Genomic DNA, 20,384 nt, shown 5'->3' with positions numbered 1-20,384 from the left:
CACCGGCAGCGGCCGGTTCGATGCCGGTGCGCGGCGGGCGGGCCTACTCCGTGCGCAGGCCCTCCGGCCGCATCATCCGCCACAGCGGCGGCAGGCTGAGCAGGGTCACGACCGCGACCAGCACGGCGCCCGCGGCCGTCAGAGGGACGAACATCCACCAGTCGGTGACCGACTTCTGGATCATGCGGACCATGACGTAGCCGAGGCCGAGGCCGCCCACGACGGCGAGCGCCAGCCCGATCGCGACGGGGATCGCCGTCTGCCAGAGCACCGACCACGCCATCGAGCCGCGCCGCGTACCGAAGGCCGTCAGGGCCGCCAACAGGCGCTTGCGCTCCCGTAGTTGCTCCAGCATCGACACCAGCATGGACGCCGCGATCAGCGCCATCGTGGCCATCGCGCCGATCTGTAGCCCGGTCTGGATGGTGGCGTACTGCTGGTCGCGCTCGACCGCGCGCAGCGTGATCACGTCGAGGAACGGGTCGATGCGGGCCGCGGTGTTGCGGATGTGCTCCTCGGCGTCCGGGTCGTCCGGATCGACCTGCATCATCGCCGTCGTCGTGGCGTCGACCAGCTTGGACCGGTCGACCGCGCCGGGGGTGGCGTAGACGCCGTCGTGCAGCTCGCCGCCCGGGTCGGGGCGCGCCCTGACCGTGCGGGAGTCGGCGGGCAGCGTCCACAGGACGTGCTTGCTGACGGGCTCGTCCCAGCTGGAGGGGTTGAGGTCGAGCTGCTCGCCGGGGCGGGCCGACGCGTCGACCCACTTGTTCATCCGCTTGTTCCCGGTGTGTACGACGAAGGTGTCACCGTCCTCGCACGAGCCGATGCGGGCCAGCTCGCGCAGGTTGGCGCAGGTGCCGACGGTCAACTCCGTGGTGGGGCGCAGGGCGTCGGGGTCCTTCAGCCTGCCGGGCCTGACGGCGTACGTGGAGACCGTGCCGATGACGTTCTTGACACCCTTGGTCGTACGGAACTCGTCGATCATCCGCCCGGCGAGCCTCCCGTCCCCGACATCGGCCGAGACCACCAGCTTGGCGCGGCCGGGGTCGTTGCCCGTGACCCGGTTGAAGTCGTCGTGCATGGCGCCGAACAGCATCTGGAGGGCGACCGCGCCCGCCACCGCGACGGTGATGCCGCTGACCGCGCGGGCCGCCGTACCGCTGCTCAACTGAAGTCTGCGGGTGGCCAGTTGCCAGGGCACCGGGCCGCCGCCACGCAGCCGGGCCATACTCGCCTCGACCAGCCACGGCAGCAGCGCGGCCAGGCCCACCAGGGTGAGCGTCGAGCCCAGGCCGATGGCGTAGACCGACGGGGCCATGCCGCCGGCGACGCGGCCCGCCGCCAGCAGGACGGCGAGCCCGATGAGCGGCATCAGGATCCGCCACCACATCCGGCGCTTGCGGGGCTTGGCACTGCGCACGACACCGAGGGGCTCGATGGAGACGGCACGCAGCGAGATCATCGTGACCACGACGGCCGTGACCGGAACGGCCACCAGGATCAGCGCGGCGAGGGCGGGCAGCGGCACCACGTCGGAGGGGAAGGCGCTGACCCGGTACAGGTCGATGACACCGGCCAGTTGGCGCAGGGCGAGGAAGAACGCCCAGCCCAGGGCCAGGCCGAGCAGCGCCCCGCACAGGGCCTCGCCCGCCGCGATCCGCCGCACGCTCCGCGCGTCGGCGCCGACCAGGCGCAACGCGGCCAGCCGCCGGTCGCGGCGCTCCCCGCCGAACCGGACCGCCGTACCGATGAAGATGACCACGGGGGTCAGCAGGACCACGCAGATCATGACGACGAGGACGAGCAGGAGCGGATCCAGCGGCTCGGCGGGCAGGTGGAAGCCGTAGGTGTCGACGCGCTGGCCGCCCTTCTCCCTGGTGAGGGAGTCGGAACCGGCGTAGTAGTACAGCTCCTGAGGGCTCGTCAGGCCCGCGTCGCCGAGGGTGCCGGTCACGCGGTAGGCGCTGAAGCGCTCCTTGAGGAGGGCGCCCTCGGAGCTGTCGAGGAGCTTGCGCAGGGCCGGGGAGACGACCATCTCGCCGGGGCCGGGCAGTGCGTCGAGGCCGGGCGGCAGCACCGGGTGCTCGCCCTCGGCGCGCACGATACGGCCGCTGACCGTCACATCCCGGAAGTCGGTGGGGGAGTCGCGCTGGAGGACCGTCCTGTCGGAGCGCTTGATGCCGTCGGAGGAGAACTGCCCGGAGGGCGTGCGGGCCGCGCCGCGGTCGTCCAGTGCCTGCAACAGCTGCGGCACGGACGCCGCGCCGAGCAGCAGCGCCACCCCGAGCCCCACGCCGACGGCGGTCAGGATCGTGCGGGCCCAGCCCTCGCGGCCGCCGCCGAGGGCGAAGCGTATGCCGAGGGCGAGGTCGCGGAGGAAGCCGCCGCCGGGGCGCGCGCCGCCCGGGGGGTGCGGCGCCCCCGGTCCCGTACGCGCCTTCGTGGGGGCGTCGAGGCTCATATGACCCGCTCCATGTCGCGCGACCTGCCGTCGCGTACGACGATCTCGCGGTCGGAGTAGGCGGCGACACGGGTCTCGTGGGTGACCAGGACGACGGCCGTGTTGGCCGAGCGGGCGGCTTCGGTCAGCAGCTCCATCACGCGCTCGCCGTTGAGCGAGTCGAGGGCGCCGGTCGGCTCGTCGGCGAAGATCACGCGCGGGCTCGTGGCGAGCGCGCGGGCGACGGCGACGCGCTGCCCCTGGCCGCCCGAGGCCTCGCCGGGCCGCTTGGCGGCGACGTCGTCGACCTCCAGGCGCTCCATCCACGTACGGGCGATCGCCTCGGCCTCCTTGCGCTTGGCGCCGTTCAGCCGCAGCGGCAGCGCGACGTTCTCGACGCAGGTGAGTTCCGGCACGAGCTGGCCGAACTGGAAGACGAACCCGAACTCGCTGCGCCGCAGCGCGCTCAGCTCGGCGTCCCGCAGGCCGGTCAGCTCGCGGCCGTCGTAGGTGATGGTGCCCTCATCGGGGCGGACGATCCCGGCGAGGCAGTGCAGCAGGGTCGACTTGCCGGAGCCCGAGGGGCCCATGACGGCGACGACCTCGCCGGGGTGGATGGAGAAGGCCGCGCCGTCCAGCGCGGTGGTCGGGCCGTAGGTCTTGCGGAGTCCGTGGGCCGTGAGGAGGGAGCCTGCGGGGGTCATGGGGAGCGCACCTCCTGGGCGAGCTTGCCGAGGCGCGCGGCGGTCAGCTCCAGCCAGCGCAGATCGGCTTCGAGATGGAAGAGCGCGTGGTCGCAGATGAGCTGGTCGGCGAGGTCGCCCTTGCGTTTGCGGTCGGTGAGGATGCGCATCAGGCGCAGGTGCTCGGCGCGCTGGACATCCAGGAGTTCGGCGGCGTCGCGGTCGGTGAGGAGCGCGAGGACGACCTTGGTGTAGAGCGTCGACTGGAGGTAGGGCTCGGGCTTCTCCGGGGTGGCGAGCCACCGCTGGACGTCGGTGACGCCGGCGTCGGTGATCGCGTACCGCTTGCGCTCGGGACCGCCGCCCGCCTCGATGCCGTCGACCTCGACGAGGCCGTTCTTCAGCAGCCGGGACATGGTCGAGTAGACCTGTCCGTAGTGCAGGGGCTTGTCGTGCCCGAACTTCTCGTCGAAGGCCCGCTTGAGGTCGTAGCCGTGCCGGGGGCCCGATTCCAGGAGACCCAGAAGGGTGTGGGCGATGGACATGGCGAGCACTATACATGGGGTGTATACGTGCCGTGTATACGCCCTGTGTAGAGCGCACAAGTTCGAAAAGGGGGGCAACCTTCCGGCCTCTGAAACCGTCGGTTCCTTAGGGGCAGGTGCTCATTGTCACGTCCGGAAAAGACCGGATCGCAAGACGTTTGTCCCTAGGTGCGGTGTTAGCTTCATGAGCTGACTTAGCGACCAGCGACTTGCCAGTGAGAAGACGGGGCGTACGGGACGTACGCGTCGTACGAGACGGAAGCGGAGCACTCTCAGTCATGGGCCGAGCCGAAGAACGACAAGCGCGGCAGCGCGGTGCCCGCCGGGCAGTGCGCGGGCGCCCGTCCGGCGGGGGCAAGCCCAAGCGCACCGGCATACGCCGCTTCTTCACCTGGAAGAAGCTCCTTGGGACGTTCTTCGGATTCATCCTCCTCGGCATGGGCGCCTTCGTCGTGCTCTACCTGGTGATCGACATCCCCGAGGGCAATGCCGCGGCGAAGCGGCAGAGCAACGTCTACAAGTACAGCGACGGGACGATCCTGGCGAGGGACGGCAAGGTCAACCGCGAGATCGTCGACCTCGACAAGGTGCCCGAGGAGGTCCAGAAGACCTTCGTCGCCGCCGAGAACAAGTCCTTCTACAAGGACCAGGGCGTCGACTTCAAGGGCACGGCGCGCGGCGTCCTCAACACGCTGACCGGCAAGGGCAAGCAGGGTGGCTCGACGATCACCCAGCAGTACGTGAAGAACTACTACCTCACGCAGGACCAGACGGTCAGCCGCAAGCTGAAGGAACTGGTCATCTCGCTGAAGGTGGACCGCGAGAAGAGCAAGGACGACATCCTCGCGGGCTATATCAACACCAGCTACTACGGCCGCGACGCCTACGGCATCCAGGCCGCCGCCCAGGCCTACTACGGCGTCGACGCCAAGAAGCTGAACGTGCAGCAGGGCGCCTACCTCGCCGCCCTGCTCCAGGCCCCCAGCCAGTACGACTGGCAGGCCGCCACCCCGACCGGCAGGAAGCTCGTCAAGGCCCGCTGGAACTACGTACTCGACAACATGGTCGAGGAGGGCTGGCTGGACTCCGGCAAGCGCGAGGGGATGAAGTTCCCCGTGCCGGACGACCCCAAGGCGCCGCCCGGCCGTGAGGGCCAGATCGGCTACCTCGTGGAGGAGGCCAAGCGGGAGGTCCTGCGCAACAGCGGCCTCAGCGAGGCCGAGTTCGCGGCCGGTGGTTACACGGTCACGCTGAACATCGACCCCAAGAAGCAGAAGCAGCTCGAGAAGGCCGTCGACAAGAAGCTGAACGACAGGCTCGACCGCAAGAACAACAAGGCGGACGCGCGGGTCCAGGCGGGTGCCGCCTCCGTCGACCCCAAGACGGGCAAGGTCCTCGCCATGTACGGCGGCGTGGACTACGTGAAGCACTACACGAACAACGCCACGCGCCGCGACTACCAGTCGGCGTCCACCTTCAAGCCGCTGATCCTCGCCGCGGCCCTGGAGAACGGCTCCAGGACGCAGGAGGGCCTGCCGATCACCGCGAGCACCGTCTACGACGGCACCAGCGAGCGGCCGGTCAAGGGCGGCGACGTCGCGTTCGCACCGCCCAACGAGGACGACAGGAGCTACGGCCCCGTCACCGTCCAGAAGGCGATGAACAAGTCCGTCAACTCCGTCTTCGCGCAGATGGGTGTGGACGTGGGCATGCCCAAGGTCATGGAGACGGCGGGCAAGCTCGGCATGGACGTCAAGGGACTGCCCGCCGTGCCCGCCCAGACGCTCGGCTCCATGGGCGCGAGCCCGCTGGAGATGGCGGGCGTGTACGCCACGCTCGACAACCACGGCAAGAAGGTCACCCCGGCCCTGGTCGGCTCCATCGAGCACAAGGACCGCACGGTCGACCTGCCGGACCCGATCGGCGACCAGGTCGTCCAGCGCGGCACCGCCGACTCGGTCACCTCGGTCCTGACCGGCGTGGTCGACGACGGCACCGGCAGCGCGGTCCGCAACCCCGCGCAGGACGTCGCCGGCAAGACCGGTACCTCCGACGACAACAAGTCGGCCTGGTTCACCGGCTACACGCCGAAGCTGGTCACCTCCGTAGGCCTCTTCGGCGAGGGAGCGGCCGACACCAAGGAAGCGGGCAACCAGGTGTCGATGAGGGGCGCGGGCGGCCGTCCCCGCGTCGACGGCGGCAGCTTCCCGGCCCAGATCTGGGCGGCGTACACCTTCGACGCGATGGGCTCGCCCAGCTCGTTCGACCTCGACACGAACATGGGCGCCGCCATCGCGCCGGTCCCGGACCCGTCGTCGAAGGCCCCGAAGGACCCGTCGAGCACGCCGACGAAGCCGGAGGACGACGACGAGCCGTCCAAGGAACCGTCGAAGACGCCGTCCCCGACGAAGTCGTCGACGACGCCGACCCCGACGCCCACGCCGACGCCGACCAGGACGACGCCGACCCCGAGCGCCGACCCGGACCCGACGGAGACCGACGGGCCCCCGGACCCGGAGGACGGCCGACCCAGGGACTGATCCGTGCACGACAGGCGCCCCGGACCACCATGGTCCGGGGCGCCTGTCGTACGCGCGGTCCTCGGCTCAGTTCCGGTTCAGCTCGAACCAGACCACCTTGCCGGTGCTCAGCCGTGTGGCGCCCCACCGCCGCGCCATCTTGTTGACCAGGTAAAGACCGCGACCGCCCTCGTCCGTGGCGCGCGCCTGGCGCAGGCGGGGCAGCTGCGGCACGTCGTCGCCGACCTCGCAGCGCAGTACGTCCGTACGCAGCAGCCGCAGCGTGATCGGCCGCGAGGCGTACCGCACGGCGTTCGTCACGACCTCGCTGACCAGCAGCTCCACCGCGTCCGTCATGTCCTCCAGGCCCCAGCGGACCAGCGCGCTGCGGGCCAGGCGGCGGGCGCGGGAGGGTGTCGCGTTCTCCGGTTCCAGGAACCAGTACGCGACATCGCTCGGCGCGATCCCGTCGAAGCGGGCGGCGAGCAGCGCGATGTCGTCGTCCCGGTCGCCCGGACCGAGCATGTCGAGCACCTCGTCGCAGAGCGCCTCCAGCGGCGGCGGATGGTCCGGCCCCGTCAACTGGGCGGTCGCCGCGAGGCGTTCGCGCAGCTGCTCTATGCCGGTCCACACATCGCGCAGGCGGGACTCGACGAGCCCGTCCGTGTACAGGAGCAGCGTCGCGCCCGCCGGGGCGTCCAGCTCCACGGCCTCGAAGTCCACGCCGCCCACACCGATGGGGGCGCCCGGCGGCACACGCAGCACCTCGGCGCGGCCGCCCAGATGCAGCAGGACGGGCGGCGGGTGACCGGCGTTGGCGATGGTGATGCGGTGCGAGACCGGGTCGTAGACCGCGTACAGACAGGTCGCCATGCGGTCGGAGCCGAGCCGCTGCGCCTGCTCGTCCAGGTGGTGCAGGACCTCCTGGGGCGGCAGATCGAGCCCGGCGAGGGTCTGCGCCGTCGTCCGCAGCTGGCCCATGATCGCCGCCGATGTCATGGAGTGCCCCATGACATCGCCCACGACCAGCGCCACCCGGCTGCCCGGCAGCGGGATCGCGTCGTACCAGTCGCCGCCGACCCGGGCCGTCTCGGCCGCCGGGAGATAGCGCGAGGCGAGCCGCACCCCGGTCGGGCGCGGCAGCGTCTCGGGAAGCATCGTGCGCTGCAACTCGTCGGCGATGTACGCCTCGCGGCCGTACAGGACCGCCTTGTCGATGCCGAGCGCGCTGTGCGTGGCCAGCTGGGCGGCGACGAGCAGGTCGTCCGCCTCGAAGGGGTGGCGGTCCGGGCGGCGCAGGAACACGGCCGCGCCGATCACCCGCCGCCGGCCCCGCAGCGGCGCCAGGATCGCCCGCTGCCCGGACGGCACGGTCCGCCCCTCGCCGAGCAGTTCGGGCAGCGCGGCCCGCGCCGCCGCCGAGTCCGCGAAGACGGGCCGCACGCCGCGCAGCACCTCGGCGAGCGCGCCGCCCTGGCGCACCTCGCACAGCTCGGCGGTCCCCATCACGTCCGTGATGTCGGGCGTCACCACCTGGAGCGAGGGCGGCGGGCCGCCGTCGGTGTCCGGCTCCTCGGCGCCCTCCTCGATGGAGCGCAGCCGGTCCGTGCGGCGCAGGCGCAGCACCAGCGGGCCCGAGGGCCGCTCGTCGCCGACGGGCAGCGGGTCGCGCAGATAGACCAGGATCGCGTCGGAGAAGGTCGGGACCGTCGCCCGGCACAGACCCATCACGATCTCGTCGAGGTCGATGCCGCGCGCGATCCGCCGGGTCGCCGCGCCCACGAAGCGCAGCCGGTCGCCGTCGCGGCGCATCGCCACGGGACCGGCGCCCGGCGGCTGCGGCCGGCCGGTGCGCCGCTCCTCGCCGTGCGGCGGGCCCGACGGCGGGCCGGGCTGCGCGGGCACGCCGTCGGGCGCGGGGCGCGGGCGGCCGGGGTCCGGCTCGGAGGCGGACGGCTGGGAATGCTCACTGGTCGGCGGCACCGATGCTCCCGGGGATGTGTCGCGCGCGCCCTGTGACGTCTCGGGGGAACGCAGCAGCGCCCCGCGGGGATCCGCGGGGGCGGTCGGCCGGGCAACTGGTGCCTTGCGACCCTCGTGGGGGGTGAGGTGCTCCGTCACGCGTTTCGAATCCGTCCGTCCGGGGCTGCGCGCCGTGCGCGCCGTCCAGCGTTGCACGTCGCTCAGCCGCGTCGGCAGTGCAGAAAGATCTGATGTTCCGGTGGTACGTCGCTGCTGGCGGGCGCGTACGCGTACGTGTCCTCGCCGGTGATCTCGAAGCCCGCGTCCCGCACGACCTGCCGAAGTTCGTCCCGCAGGTAACCCGATACCCGGATTGTGTGGCCCAGGAACGGGATCGCCGCGTCGTCGAGGTCGGCCTCGACCATGGACAGCTCCATCAGGCCTCCCGGCCGCAGCAGCCCGTGGAGCCGGCGCAGCGCCCCGGGGATCTCCGGACGCGGCAGCATCAGCAGGGCGAAGAAGCAGGCGATGCCGTCGAACCGGCCGATTCCGGCCGGGCCGTCCGCCGCCAGGTCCGCGATGTCGATCTGCCGGAACTCGGCCGCGGGCACGTTCTTTTCGGCCAGGGCCAGCATGCCCGCCGAGAGGTCCGTGCCGAGGACGGAGTGACCCTTCTCGGCCAATTGCAGCGCGGTCGGCAGACCCGTGCCGCAGCCCACGTCCAGGACCCGGGAACCGGGTGCGAGCGCGTCGGCGAGACGGCGGCCCGCGGCGAGCTGACCGTCCTTGTGCGGGAAGGCTTCGTCGTAGTGCTGTCCGATGGCGTCAAAGGCCTCGGCCTGGCCCCTGCGGTCCTCGCTCACGTTCTGCCGCCCTTCAATGACTTCCTGTCAGACAGCGCGCGGACTCTCGGAGTTGTCGCTGTGCGCCCTTGCGGAGGACGATCCTACGTTTGAACCACGGGGGCGCATCAAGGGTCTCATGAGGACACATGCGCGGGCGTACGGTCCCAGTCATCCGGAAGGGGTGGTACGACCCAGGACGGATCGGGACGCCAGTGCTGCCAGCCGTCCGAAAACGGTGCCCCCCAGGCCTCGATCACCTGGAGGGCGGCCCGGCCGGCGGCGCGTACGTCAGCGGCCTTTTCCGGGTCCATCAGGCCCACCCGCAGGGCCTCGGCGAACTCGTCCTCGTCGTGCCAGCGCCAGCTGCCGTCGGGGCGCACGGAGATGTCCAGAAAGTGATCCTCGGAATCCACGCCGCCCGTCCAGCGGGTGCGCGGTTCCTCCAGGTTCACGTACCAGTTCTTGAACCGCCAGCCCGGGTCCCAGAACAGCCAGACCGACCACGGGTCGCCGGGGCGGGCCAGCTTGAGGACGCCGGTGCCGAACCAGCGGTCCCTGCGCACGGCGCGCGGTTTGGTGTAGCGGGTGGCCAGGGGCTCGAGGTGCAGGGGGGTCCCGTCGGCCAGCACCGGCTTGACGCATTCGGTGCCGGGCGCCATCCAGACGGCGAGCAGGTCCTCGCTGTCCTGGACGACGGTGACGGGACGACAGATGTGCACGCGGTCCCCCGCGTTCTCCCGGTACCGCCACAGGATGTGGTCCCCGGGGGCCCACCGGGCCGCCGCACCGTCACCGTCCGTCGTCTTCCCGTCGAGGTCTGTCATGGACAGATATTAGACGGGCCTCCTGTGACGGGTCGGCGCGCTGAGCCCGGTGCTGCGGACGCGCCCTAGGGGCGCGTCATGCGCAACACGTCCAGGGCCTGGTCCAGTTGCTCCAGGGTGAGGTCGCCCCGGTCGACGTAGCCGGCCTCCAGGACGACCTCGCGGATCGTCTTCCGCTCGGCCAGGGACCTCTTGGCGACCTTCGCCGCCTCCTCGTAGCCGATGTACTTGTTCAGCGGCGTCACGACGGACGGCGAGGACTCGGCGTACTCCCGGGCGCGTTCGCGGTTGGCGGTGATCCCGTCGACGGTCCGGTCGGCGAGCAGCCGGGAGACGTTGGCGAGCAGCCGGATCGACTCCAGTACGTTCTTGGCGATCACCGGAAGCATGACGTTCAGCTCGAAGTTGCCGGCGGCGCCCGCCGCGGCGACCGTCGCGTCGTTGCCGGTGACCTGGGCGGCGACCATCAGCGCGGCCTCCGGGATGACCGGGTTCACCTTGCCCGGCATGATCGACGAACCGGGTTGCAGATCCGGGAGGTTGATCTCCGCGAGGCCGGTGCGCGGGCCCGATGCCATCCACCGCAGGTCGTTGGCGATCTTCGTCAGGCCCACGCCGATGGTGCGCAGCTGGCCGCTGGTCTCGACGATGCCGTCCCGCGCGCCCTGCGCCTCGAAGTGGTCGCGCGCCTCGGTCAGCGGCAGCCCCGTGGCCCGCGCGACCTCGGTGATGACGGCGGCGGAGAAGCCGGGCGGGGTGTTGATGCCCGTACCCACGGCCGTGCCGCCGAGCGGCAGTTCGGCGAGCCGGGGCAGGGAGGCCTCCAGGCGCTCGATGCCGTACCGCACCTGGGCCGCGTAACCGCCGAACTCCTGGCCGAGGGTCACCGGGGTGGCGTCCATGAGGTGCGTGCGCCCGGACTTCACGACGTCCGCGAACTCCTCGGCCTTGCGCTCCAGGGCGGCGGCGAGGTGGTCCAGGGCGGGGATCAGATCGCCGGTCACCGCGCCCGTCGCCGCGATGTGGATCGAGGACGGGAAGACGTCGTTCGAGGACTGCGAGGCGTTGACGTGGTCGTTGGGGTGTACGTCGCGTCCGAGCCGTTCCGTCGCGAGCGTGGCCAGGACCTCGTTGGTGTTCATGTTCGACGACGTGCCGGAGCCGGTCTGGAAGACGTCCACGGGGAAGTGGGCGTCCCAGCGGCCCTCGGCGACCTCGGCCGCCGCGTCCGCGATGGCGTCGGCGATGTCCTTGTCGAGCACGCCGAGGTCCGCGTTGACCTTGGCGGCGGCCCCCTTGATCCGCGCGAGGGCGGCGATGTGGGCGCGCTCCAGGCGCTGTCCCGAGATGGGGAAGTTCTCCACCGCGCGCTGGGTCTGGGCACGCCACTTGGCGTCGGCGGGGACCCGCACCTCGCCCATGGAGTCGTGCTCGGTCCGGTACTCGCCGGTGCGGTCTTCGCTGGCGTCGCTGGTCATGCCGTGAACCTACCTCTCCGTTCGAAGCCCGTCGAAAAGCCCCGCGAAGTTGAGCACTTGTCTTGTTGCAGGTATTCCCAAGCTCTCTACCCACCAGTAAAAACCGTGGGTAACACCAATCCGGGGAGGCGCGATGAAGCGCATCAGACGCAGCGGACGGGCTCGGCTGCGAGGTACGTTCGCGGCGGCCGTCGCGATGGCGGCCGTGCTCGGCACGGCGGCCGGGGCACCCGCCCGGGCGGCGGACGGGCCGAAGGCGAGGGCGGCCGCGTCCGCGCCGCTGCCGCCCGACCTGGAGAGGATCCGGGCGGCCGAGGCGACCAAGCTGTACGGCAGCCCCGCCGAACGCCCGATGGCCGAGCGAAAGACGGGCCTGATCTCCCTCGGCGACAGCGAGATCTCCGGTGAGGGCGTCGGGACGTACGAACCGGGCACCGACGGCCCCGACAACTGGTGCCACCGCTCGCCGGACGCCGCGATCCACCGGACGGGCATCCCCGCCGACGTGACGTACAACGTCGCCTGCTCGGGGGCGCGGACCGACAACATCAGGATCGGCGGCCAGAAGCAGTACGCCGACGAGCTGGTGCAGAGCGACAACCTCGCCATCAAGGCGCGCAACACGAGGATCAAGACGATCCTGCTCGTCGTCGGCGCCAACGACGACCTTCAGTTCTCACCCGTGATGACGGACTGCGTGACCCGCTATCTGCTCAGCCAGGGACCCTGCGCGGGCAAGTACCACGACGGCTGGCAGGCGCGCGTGGACGCCCTCGTGCCCAAGGTCGAGCAGTCCATCCGCGACCTCAGGACCGTCATGAGGGACGCGGGTTACCAGGAGGGCGACTACCAGCTCGTCGCCATGGGCTACCCGAGCCCGATCGGACCGGACTTCCGCGACAACCCCGCGTTCCCCGGCAAACTGGTCTGCGGCGGGCTCGGTTACGACTCCGACACCGAGTGGGGCCGCAACTACGCGGTACCGACCTTCGAGACCGGCATGCGCCGGGCCGCCAGGAACGCCGGCGCGACCTACCTCGACAACTCCCGCCTCTTCCACGGCCACGAGGTCTGCATGGAGGACACCTGGGCGCGCGGCCTCCACGTCGACCTGACCAACCCCTTCCCGCCGGACGCCAACTCCGTACGCCAGTCCTTCCACCCCAACGCCCGCGGCCACGCCGCCTTCGCCTCCTGCCTGACGCAGCTGTACGCCTCCGGCAAGCGTGAGGCCAGCTGTGCCGACCCGGCGAGCACGGGCAGCCCGAAGCTGTACGAGGGCGCCTGGGGCGATGTGTTCAAGCCCCTGAGGAACGAGGCCACCGGGACGTGTGTGGACGTCGACGCGTCCAAGAGCCGTAACGGGACGAAGGTGCAGGGCTGGGAGTGCACCGGCAATCGCAATCAGACATGGTGGTACGACGGCTCGCGGGGGTCCCTGCATACGGGGCTGACCCAGGACCGGTGCCTCGACGTGCCTGACGGCGCCTATAAGGAAGGCGCCGCCGTGGTGTTGTGGAACTGCCACGGGGGTGGCAACCAGAAGTTCGTCCGGGAGGGCGGGACGGTGCGGCCCGCTGCCGCGAGCGGGCTGTGTCTCACCCTTGCGGGGGGCAAGGAGCCGGTGCGGCTTCAGAAGTGTGCCGGGACCGCGAATCAGCGGTTCGCCTGAGGGTTGGCTTTGTGCGGGTGCGTCGTGGCTGGTCGCGCAGTTCCCCGCGCCCCTTCGGGGCGCGTCCCCTGAGGGGCGCGCCCCCTTACGGTTGCTTACGCCAGGCCCGGGCCCCGCACCGGGATGTGCGTGAACGTCGGCTCAGGGGCCGGGTTCTGGAAGAAGTCGTTGCCCTTGTCGTCGACGACGATGAACGCCGGGAAGTCCTCGACCTCGATCTTCCAGACCGCCTCCATGCCCAGCTCCTCGTACTCGACGACCTCGACCTTCTTGATGCAGTCCTGCGCGAGGCGCGCGGCCGGGCCGCCGATCGAGCCGAGGTAGAAGCCGCCGTGCGCGTCGCACGCGTCGGTGACCTTCTGGGAGCGGTTGCCCTTGGCGAGCATCACCTTGGAGCCGCCGGCGGCCTGGAACTGCTCTACGTAGGAGTCCATCCGGCCCGCCGTGGTCGGCCCGAAGGAACCGGAGGCGTAGCCCTCGGGGGTCTTGGCGGGACCGGCGTAGTAGACCGGGTGGTCCTTCAGGTACTGCGGCATCTCCTCACCCGCGTCGAGCCGCTCCTTGATCTTGGCGTGCGCGATGTCGCGGGCCACGACCAGCGGGCCGGTGAGCGACAGGCGGGTCTTCACCGGGTGCTTGGTCAGCTCGGCGAGGATGGCGTCCATGGGCTGGTTGAGGTCGATCTCCACGACGTCCGCGGCCTCATCGAGGTGCTCGTCCGTGGTCTCCGGCAGGAAGCGCGCCGGGTCCGTCTCCAGCTGCTCCAAGAAGACGCCCTCGGCGGTGATCTTCGCGGTGGCCTGGCGGTCGGCCGAGCAGGAGACGGCGATGGCGACGGGCAGCGAGGCGCCGTGCCGGGGCAGGCGCACCACGCGTACGTCGTGGCAGAAGTACTTGCCGCCGAACTGCGCGCCGATGCCGATCTTCTGCGTCAGCTCGAAGACCTTCTCCTCCAGCTCCTTGTCCCGGAAGCCGTGCCCGGTCGGCGACCCCTCGGCGGGCAGCTCGTCCAGGTAGTGCGCGGAGGCGTACTTCGCGGTCTTCAGGGCGAACTCGGCGCTGGTGCCGCCGACGACGATCGCCAGGTGGTAGGGCGGGCAGGCCGCCGTACCCAGGGAGCGGATCTTCTCCTCCAGGAACTTCATCATGGAGGCCTCGTTCAGGACGGCCTTCGTCTCCTGGTAGAGGAACGACTTGTTGGCGGAGCCGCCGCCCTTGGCCATGAAGAGGAACTTGTAGGCGCCGCCGTCGGTCGCGTACAGCTCGATCTGCGCGGGGAGGTTGGACCCGGTGTTCTTCTCCTCCCACATGGTGAGCGGGGCCATCTGCGAGTAGCGCAGGTTCAGCTTCGTGTACGCGTCGTAGATGCCCTGGGAGAGCGCCTTCTCGTCCTCACCTTCGGTGAGGACGTTCTGTCCGCGCTTGCCCATCACGATCGCCGTGCCGGTGTCCTGGCACATGGGGAGCACGCCCGCGGCCGCGATGTTCGCGTTCTTCAGCAGGTCGAGGGCCACGAACTTGTCGTTGGACGACGCCTCGGGGTCGTCGACGATGCGCCGCAGCTGGGCCAGGTGCGCGGGCCGCAGATAGTGCTGGATGTCGTGGATCGCCTCGGCGGCGAGCTTGCGCAGCGCCTCCGGGTCGACCTTGAGGAACGTCCGCCCGTCGGCCTCGAAGGTGGAGACACCCTCGGAGGTCACCAGCCGGTACGGGGTGGTGTCCTCTCCCAGCGGGAGCAGATCGGAGTACTCAAACTCTGGCATTACGGCCATTCCTCACTCGGCAGACAGCGGCGCGGCCTCCATTGGCGACGCGCCAACCAGCGTAGAACGCGCGAAGCGGGCCGAGTCTGTGAGGTAAGGCTCAGTAGGGCGCGGCCGGGCTCCCGCGGGTTGTCCACAGGGCTAGTCGCGATCTATCGCGTCTGGGTACGCTGCTGGGGTGGACCTCGAAAAGCGCCTCCCGCAGCCCGATCCCGCCGCAGCCGACGAGCCGGGACCGCTCCGCGCCTCGGACGCCGACCGGGACCGCACGGCGGACATCCTCCGCGACGCCCTGGCCGAGGGCCGCCTGACCGCGGAGGAGCACGCCGACCGCGTCGAGGGGGTCTACCGCGCCAAGACCATGGCCGAACTGCGGCCGCTGGTCAGCGACTTGCCCGCGGGACAGGAGCAGCCGCGGGCGGAGTTCAGGCCCGGGCCCGCCCCGTTCCGCCCCTCCCCGGGAGCGGTCCCGCCGGTCGCCGACGAGAACATGGTCGCGGTGTTCAGCGGCTGCGTCCGCAAGGGCCGCTGGCGCGTGGCCCGCCGCACGCACGCGTACGCGATCTTCGGCAGCGTCGAGATAGACCTGAGCGAGGCGATCTTCGAGCAGCGCCAGGTGGTCATCAAGGCCATCTCGATCTTCGGCTCGGTCGAGGTCCGCGTCCCGGAGAACGTGTCGTTGCGCGGCAGCGGCGCGGGTGTCCTCGGCACTTTTGAGGTGGACACGCTCGACTCCGTCGACCAGGACGCCCCCGTCGTCTTCGTGGACGGCCTGGCGGTCCTCGGCAGCGTCGAGGCGCGCCCCCAGCGCGGCAAAATCGTCCGTGACCTGCATCAGCGCCTGCGCAAGCACCTCGGGCACTGACGGCCGGGGCCCCGGGAGGGGAAGGCGGACCTCCGCGTATCGGAACTCAGTGCATAGGCGCGCACACAGCGGGTAGAGCTTGCTGCATCGTCTCTCGCTCGCGAAGCCGTCGTCAGGAGTAGACCGTGCTGCAACCGTCGCATCAGTCCCTCAAGGTCGCCGCTGTCCCGGCTCAGCGGGGCCCGGCGCGGGACCGGACCGATGACGCGCCATGGCATACGGAGGCCGTGTGCCGCCGCGACGAAGCCGGACTGTTCTTCGCCCCGTCCAAGGAACCGACCGCGGCCAGGCTCTCGCGCGAGGAGGCGGCCAAGCGCGTCTGCGCCCGCTGTCCCGTGATGGTCGCCTGCCGTGAGCACGCCCTGCTCCAGCCCGAGCCGTACGGCGTGTGGGGCGGCCTCACCGCCGCCGAGCGCCGCGTGGTCCTCGCCCGCAGGCGCAGGCGCGACCTGGAGCTTCAAAAGGCGGCGCACGCGGCGGGAGTCGCCGCCGCGGGATAGCCCCCGGGCACAGGGGAAACGAGAGGTAACGCGAGGTAAGGGGGCGTCCCCCGCACGGGACGCCCCCTTACCTCGTACTACGTGGCGCGACCTCGTACTACTTCGCGCGGTCGAAGTCGACCGCGCTGTAGGCGCGCAGCTTCGAGAGCCGGTGGTCGGAGTCGATCTTGCGGATCGTGCCCGACTTGGAGCGCATGACCAGCGACGAGGTGGATGCGGTGGCCGCGCGGTAGCGGACGCCCTGGAGCAGCTCGCCGTCGGTGATGCCGGTCGCGACGAAGAAGACGTTGTCGCCCTTGACCAGGTCGTCGGTCGAGAGCGTGCGGTCCAGGTCGTGGCCCGCGTCGAGGGCCCGCTGGCGCTCGGCGTCGTCCTTGGGCCACAGCTTGCCCTGGATCACACCGCCCAGGCACTTGATCGCACAGGCCGAGATGATGCCCTCGGGAGTGCCGCCGATGCCCATCAGCAGATCGACGCCGGTGCCCTCGCGCACGGCCATGACCGAGCCCGCCACATCGCCGTCCGAGATGAACTTGATGCGGGCGCCGGTCTCGCGGATCTCCTTGACGATGCCCTCGTGGCGGGGGCGGTCCAGGATCATGACCGTGACGTCCTCGGGGGAGGAGTTCTTGGCCTTGGCGACGCGGCGGATGTTGACCGACGCGGGCGCGTTGATGTCGACGTAGTCCGCGGCCTCGGGTCCGGTGACCAGCTTGTCCATGTAGAAGACGGCGGACGGGTCGAACATGGCGCCGCGGTCGGCGGCGGCCAGGACGGCGATGGCGTTCGGCATGCCCTTCGCCGTCAGCGTCGTGCCGTCGATCGGGTCGACGGCGATGTCGACCTCGGCGCCGGTGCCGTCGCCGATGCGCTCTCCGTTGAAGAGCATCGGGGCCTCGTCCTTCTCGCCCTCCCCGATGACGACGACGCCGTTCATCGAGACGGTGTGGACGAGGGTCCGCATGGCCCTGACCGCGGCGCCGTCCGCGCCGTTCTTGTCGCCGCGGCCGACCCAGCGGCCCGCGGCCATGGCGGCGGCCTCGGTGACCCGGACGAGCTCCAGGGCGAGGTTGCGGTCGGGGGCCTCGGGGGAGACCTCCAGCTCGGACGGAAGATGATGCTCGGTCATCGGGACGCACCTCTCTGCTGATACGACGACGGCCGGATGAGGGATTGTGAACGACTCTATCTGTAGGCCGACAAAATGAGCAGTGGGCCCCACGCATGAGCGGACCGGGCGGGAGGGGAGATACCGGCGGAAGGTCCGTGCCGGGCGCCTGAGACCATGGGGGCGTGGCAGGCAGACAAGGCAACCAGACCGTCAAGAACATGCTGTGGTCGTTGGTGGTGATCGCCCTGGTCGCGGGCGTGATCTACATCTTCGTCCCGCATGACGAGTCCGAGACCCCGGTCAAGCGGGTCGACTACCGCGTGGAGCTACTGACGGCCCGGCGGGCCGCGGCGTACCCCGTGGCGGCGCCCGAGGGCCTGTCCAAGGAGTGGAAGCCGACGTCCGTGCGGTTCAACGGCGCCGCGCACGACGACTGGCACCTCGGCTTCCTCGACCCCGGTGGTGAGTACGTGGCGGTCAAGCAGTCCACCGCCAAGCCGGCCAGGTTCATCGAGAAGGCCACCCAGGACGCCACGAAGACCGACGCCACCGAGAAGATCGGCGGCCGGACGTGGCAGCGGTACAAGGGTTCGACGTACGACGCCCTGGTGAGCACCGAGAAGGGCGCGACGACGGTCGTCACGGGCACGGCGTCGTTCGGGCAGCTCGCGAGGATGGCGCAGTCGCTGAGGACGGCGTGAGCGTGGCGCGGTGAGCGTCAAGTGACGCGAAGGGCCCCCGGCGGTGTGCCGGGGGCCCTTCGCGTGGCGGTGGAGCGTGCGGGGTCGCTGTCGCTCAGACCGTGGTGACGACGTCGTCGTAGGCCAGGCGCGGGGAGCGCGGGAACCAGGCGTCCTCGCCCGGCTTGCCGATGTTGACGATCATCAGCGGGGTGTGGTCGTCGTCCAGGAACTCCTTCTGGACGCCGGCGGGGTCGAAGCCGGTCATCGGGCCCGCGGCCAGACCGGCGGCGCGGACGCCGACGATGAAGTAGCCGGCCTGGAGGGTGGCGTTCACCAGCGCGGCCTGCTCACGGGCCGGGCGCTCGGCGAAGAACACGTCCTTGGCCTGCGGGAAGTGCGGGAACAGCGCCGGCAGCTCCTCGTGGAACTCGTTGTCCGCGGAGAGGATCGCGACCAGCGGCGCGGTCGCCGTCTTCGGGCGGTTGCCCTCGGCCATGTGGGCGACCAGGCGCTCGCGGGCCTCGGGGGAGCGGACCAGGGTGACGCGCAGCGGCGACTGGTTGAAGGCGGTCGGGCCGTACTTGACCAGGTCGTAGATCGCCTGGACCTGCTCCTCGGTGACCGGCTCGTCGGTGAAGGTGTTCGCGGTGCGGGCCTCGCGGAAGAGCAGGTCCTGGGCGGCGGGGTCAAGGGCGAGGGACATGGATCTACCTTCTCGTTGCGTGTTGTGGATCAACTGGCACCACCGACAGTACGGCACTTTACGTTTAAGATTCAACCAAAGCTGGGGCGTCGTGATCCGCTTCACATGAGCGTGTGTGCCCGGCCCGGTCAGTCCTCGGGGGCGTCCGCCTCGGCGTCCTCGCCCGCGAGGGCCGCGTCCAGACGGGCGCGCGCCCCGTCCAGCCAGCGGCGGCACACCTTCGCCAGCTCCTCGCCCCGCTCCCACAGGGCGAGCGACTCCTCCAGGGTCGTGCCGCCGGTCTCCAGGCGGCGTACGACCTCGATCAGCTCGTCCCGCGCCTGCTCGTACCCGAGCACGTCCGCCGGGCCCGCCGCCTCGTCCGTCTTGCTGGTCATGCGCCCACCCTAATGGTCGGTTTGTGTGGTTCGTACGGTGAATTCGCCCTCGGCGACACGGGCCCTCAGCTCCTCGTCGGCGCCCACCTCCGCCGGGGCCCGCACCACCGCGCCGTCCGCCTTCTGGAGCACCGCGTACCCCCGCTGGAGGGTCGCGGCGGGGGAGAGGGCCACCACGCGCGCGTGGGTGTGCGTCAGCTCCGACGAGGCCCGGTCGAGCAGGTGCCCGAGCGTGCGCCGCGCCCGGTCGGCCAGCGCCGCGACCTGCTCCTCACGCTCCTCGACCATGCGGTGCGGATGCTCCATGGAGGGGCGCCCCAGAGCGTGCGCGAGGCCGCGGTCCTCGCGGTCCAGGAAGGCGTCCATGCAGCGCCGGGCGCGCTCGCGCAGGGCCTGCACGCGCTCGTACTCCTCGCCGACGTCCGGTACGACCTTCTTCGCGGCGTCGGTCGGGGTGGAGGCGCGCAGGTCCGCCACGTAGTCCAGGAGGGGGTTGTCCGGCTCGTGCCCGATCGCCGAGACCACCGGCGTACGACACGAGGCCACCGCCCTGATCAGCTGCTCGTCCGAGAACGGCAGCAGGTCCTCCACGCTGCCGCCGCCCCGCGCCACGATGATCACGTCGACCTCGTCGAGCGCGTCGAGGTCCTGCACGGCCTGGACGACCTGCGGCACCGCGTGGACGCCCTGGACGGGGACGGTGCGCACCTCGAAGCGGACGGCGGGCCAGCGGTGCCTGGCGTTCTCCAGGACATCCCGCTCGGCGGCCGAGGCACGGCCCGTGACGAGGCCGATGAGCTGGGGCAGGAAGGGCAGGGTCTTCTTGCGCTCGGCCGCGAAGAGGCCCTCCGCGGCGAGGCTCTTCTTCAACTGCTCGATCCGCGCGAGCAGTTCACCGACGCCGACGGGCCTTATCTCGGCGGCCCGCAGGGACAGCTGGCCCCGGGGGGCGTACCACTCCGGCTTGGCGTGGACGACGACGCGGGCGCCCTCCGACACGACGTCCGCCACGGCGTCGAACACCTGGCGATAACAGGTGACGCTCACCGAGATGTCGTGCGACGGGTCGCGCAGCGTCATGAAGACGACGCCGGCGCCGGGCCTGCGCGACAGCTGGGTGATCTGCCCCTCGACCCAGACGGCACCGAGCCGGTCGATCCAGCCGCCGATGAGCCGGGATACCTGCCCTACGGGCAGCGGCGCGTCCGCGGATGTGTTGAGAGCCATGCGGCCGAGCGTAGCCGCAGGGTGTGACAGCGGGGCGCGGCTGGTCCGGAGCGCTTCGGCACGGGGCGAACGGCCCCCACTCCGTCGCTTCGGCACGGGGCGAACGGCCCCCACTCCGTCGCTTCGGCACGGGGCGAACGGCCCCCACCCCGTCGCTTCGGCACGGGGCGAACCGCCCCTACCCCGC

Annotated in this window: 17 protein-coding genes; 5 read left to right on the top strand and 12 right to left on the bottom strand. The window is 71.0% G+C overall.

What is annotated here, in order from left to right; translation table 11 throughout:
• Positions 1–43: 43 nt before the first annotated feature.
• From IG54_RS0133700 to IG54_RS0133690, 3 genes are read right to left on the bottom strand one after another with little or no spacing between them, the layout of a single operon-like run.
• Positions 44–2,461 carry an FtsX-like permease family protein gene (locus IG54_RS0133700; protein ID WP_030793676.1) on the bottom strand — a complete coding sequence of 806 codons (2,418 nt, stop codon included), beginning with the start codon at positions 2,459–2,461 and terminating at the stop codon, positions 44–46.
• Positions 2,458–3,144, bottom strand: a complete 687-nt coding sequence (locus IG54_RS0133695) for an ABC transporter ATP-binding protein (RefSeq protein WP_030793673.1) — start codon at positions 3,142–3,144, stop codon at positions 2,458–2,460. The genes IG54_RS0133700 and IG54_RS0133695 overlap by 4 nt, the downstream gene beginning before the upstream one ends.
• A complete protein-coding gene (locus IG54_RS0133690; protein WP_030793671.1) occupies positions 3,141–3,668 on the bottom strand; it encodes a PadR family transcriptional regulator in 528 nt (175 codons plus the stop codon). Before IG54_RS0133690 ends, IG54_RS0133695 begins: the two co-directional genes overlap by 4 nt.
• Before the next feature lie 278 nt (positions 3,669–3,946).
• On the opposite strand from IG54_RS0133690, the gene IG54_RS0133685 reads away from it, so the two are divergent.
• Positions 3,947–6,208 carry a transglycosylase domain-containing protein gene (locus tag IG54_RS0133685; RefSeq protein WP_030793669.1) on the top strand — a complete coding sequence of 754 codons (2,262 nt, stop codon included), beginning with the start codon at positions 3,947–3,949 and terminating at the stop codon, positions 6,206–6,208.
• A 66-nt stretch (positions 6,209–6,274) separates the two neighbouring features.
• On the opposite strand, the gene IG54_RS0133680 is transcribed toward IG54_RS0133685, so the two are convergent.
• From IG54_RS0133680 to IG54_RS0133665, 4 genes are all read right to left on the bottom strand, one after another.
• Positions 6,275–8,308, bottom strand: coding sequence for an ATP-binding SpoIIE family protein phosphatase (locus IG54_RS0133680; RefSeq protein WP_030793666.1), 2,034 nt, complete (start codon positions 8,306–8,308; stop codon positions 6,275–6,277).
• Between the two features lie 62 nt (positions 8,309–8,370).
• Entirely contained in the window at positions 8,371–9,012 is a 642-nt protein-coding gene (locus IG54_RS0133675; RefSeq protein ID WP_234336449.1) for a methyltransferase domain-containing protein, read from the bottom strand.
• A gap of 116 nt (positions 9,013–9,128) precedes the next feature.
• Positions 9,129–9,818, bottom strand: a complete 690-nt coding sequence (locus IG54_RS0133670) for a DUF402 domain-containing protein (protein ID WP_030793661.1) — start codon at positions 9,816–9,818, stop codon at positions 9,129–9,131.
• Positions 9,819–9,883: 65 nt separating this feature from the next.
• Positions 9,884–11,296, bottom strand: coding sequence for a class II fumarate hydratase (locus tag IG54_RS0133665; RefSeq protein ID WP_030793657.1), 1,413 nt, complete (start codon positions 11,294–11,296; stop codon positions 9,884–9,886).
• Positions 11,297–11,429: 133 nt separating this feature from the next.
• Here IG54_RS0133665 and IG54_RS0133660 point away from each other — a divergent pair, with 133 nt between their 5' ends.
• Entirely contained in the window at positions 11,430–12,968 is a 1,539-nt protein-coding gene (locus IG54_RS0133660; RefSeq protein ID WP_030793654.1) for a ricin-type beta-trefoil lectin domain protein, read from the top strand.
• 95 nt (positions 12,969–13,063) lie between these two features.
• On the opposite strand, the gene IG54_RS0133655 is transcribed toward IG54_RS0133660, so the two are convergent.
• Positions 13,064–14,731 (bottom strand): fumarate hydratase, encoded by a 1,668-nt coding sequence (locus IG54_RS0133655; protein WP_030793652.1) that lies wholly within the window; start codon positions 14,729–14,731, stop codon positions 13,064–13,066.
• A 178-nt stretch (positions 14,732–14,909) separates the two neighbouring features.
• Here IG54_RS0133655 and IG54_RS0133650 point away from each other — a divergent pair, with 178 nt between their 5' ends.
• Positions 14,910–15,596 (top strand): DUF1707 SHOCT-like domain-containing protein, encoded by a 687-nt coding sequence (locus IG54_RS0133650; RefSeq protein ID WP_030793648.1) that lies wholly within the window; start codon positions 14,910–14,912, stop codon positions 15,594–15,596.
• Positions 15,597–15,721: 125 nt separating this feature from the next.
• Positions 15,722–16,096 (top strand): WhiB family transcriptional regulator, encoded by a 375-nt coding sequence (locus IG54_RS0133645; protein WP_030793646.1) that lies wholly within the window; start codon positions 15,722–15,724, stop codon positions 16,094–16,096.
• A gap of 97 nt (positions 16,097–16,193) precedes the next feature.
• Here IG54_RS0133645 and glpX read toward each other — a convergent pair whose 3' ends face one another.
• Positions 16,194–17,225, bottom strand: coding sequence for a class II fructose-bisphosphatase (gene glpX, locus IG54_RS0133640; protein WP_030793645.1), 1,032 nt, complete (start codon positions 17,223–17,225; stop codon positions 16,194–16,196).
• Positions 17,226–17,389: 164 nt separating this feature from the next.
• Between glpX and IG54_RS0133635 the strand changes: the two genes are divergently transcribed.
• A complete protein-coding gene (locus IG54_RS0133635) occupies positions 17,390–17,908 on the top strand; it encodes a DUF4245 domain-containing protein (RefSeq protein ID WP_030793644.1) in 519 nt (172 codons plus the stop codon).
• A 94-nt stretch (positions 17,909–18,002) separates the two neighbouring features.
• Here the strand turns inward: IG54_RS0133635 and IG54_RS0133630 are convergent, their stop codons facing one another.
• The 3 genes from IG54_RS0133630 to xseA all read right to left on the bottom strand — a co-directional run bounded on the left by IG54_RS0133630 (position 18,003) and on the right by xseA (position 20,197).
• Positions 18,003–18,593 (bottom strand): malonic semialdehyde reductase, encoded by a 591-nt coding sequence (locus tag IG54_RS0133630; RefSeq protein WP_030793643.1) that lies wholly within the window; start codon positions 18,591–18,593, stop codon positions 18,003–18,005.
• 128 nt (positions 18,594–18,721) lie between these two features.
• The gene (locus IG54_RS0133625) at positions 18,722–18,970 is read right to left on the bottom strand and encodes an exodeoxyribonuclease VII small subunit (protein ID WP_030793641.1); all 249 of its coding nucleotides are present in this window, start codon (positions 18,968–18,970) and stop codon (positions 18,722–18,724) included.
• 9 nt (positions 18,971–18,979) lie between these two features.
• Positions 18,980–20,197 (bottom strand): exodeoxyribonuclease VII large subunit, encoded by a 1,218-nt coding sequence (gene xseA / locus IG54_RS0133620; protein WP_030793639.1) that lies wholly within the window; start codon positions 20,195–20,197, stop codon positions 18,980–18,982.
• Positions 20,198–20,384: the final 187 nt, after the last annotated feature.

The sequence above is a fragment of the Streptomyces sp. NRRL S-920 genome, from assembly GCF_000717945.1.
GTDB classification, from domain to species: domain Bacteria; phylum Actinomycetota; class Actinomycetes; order Streptomycetales; family Streptomycetaceae; genus Streptomyces; species Streptomyces alboniger.
The sequence above is the reverse complement of the archived record's forward strand: the minus strand, read 5'-3'. Positions and strand labels throughout refer to the sequence as shown.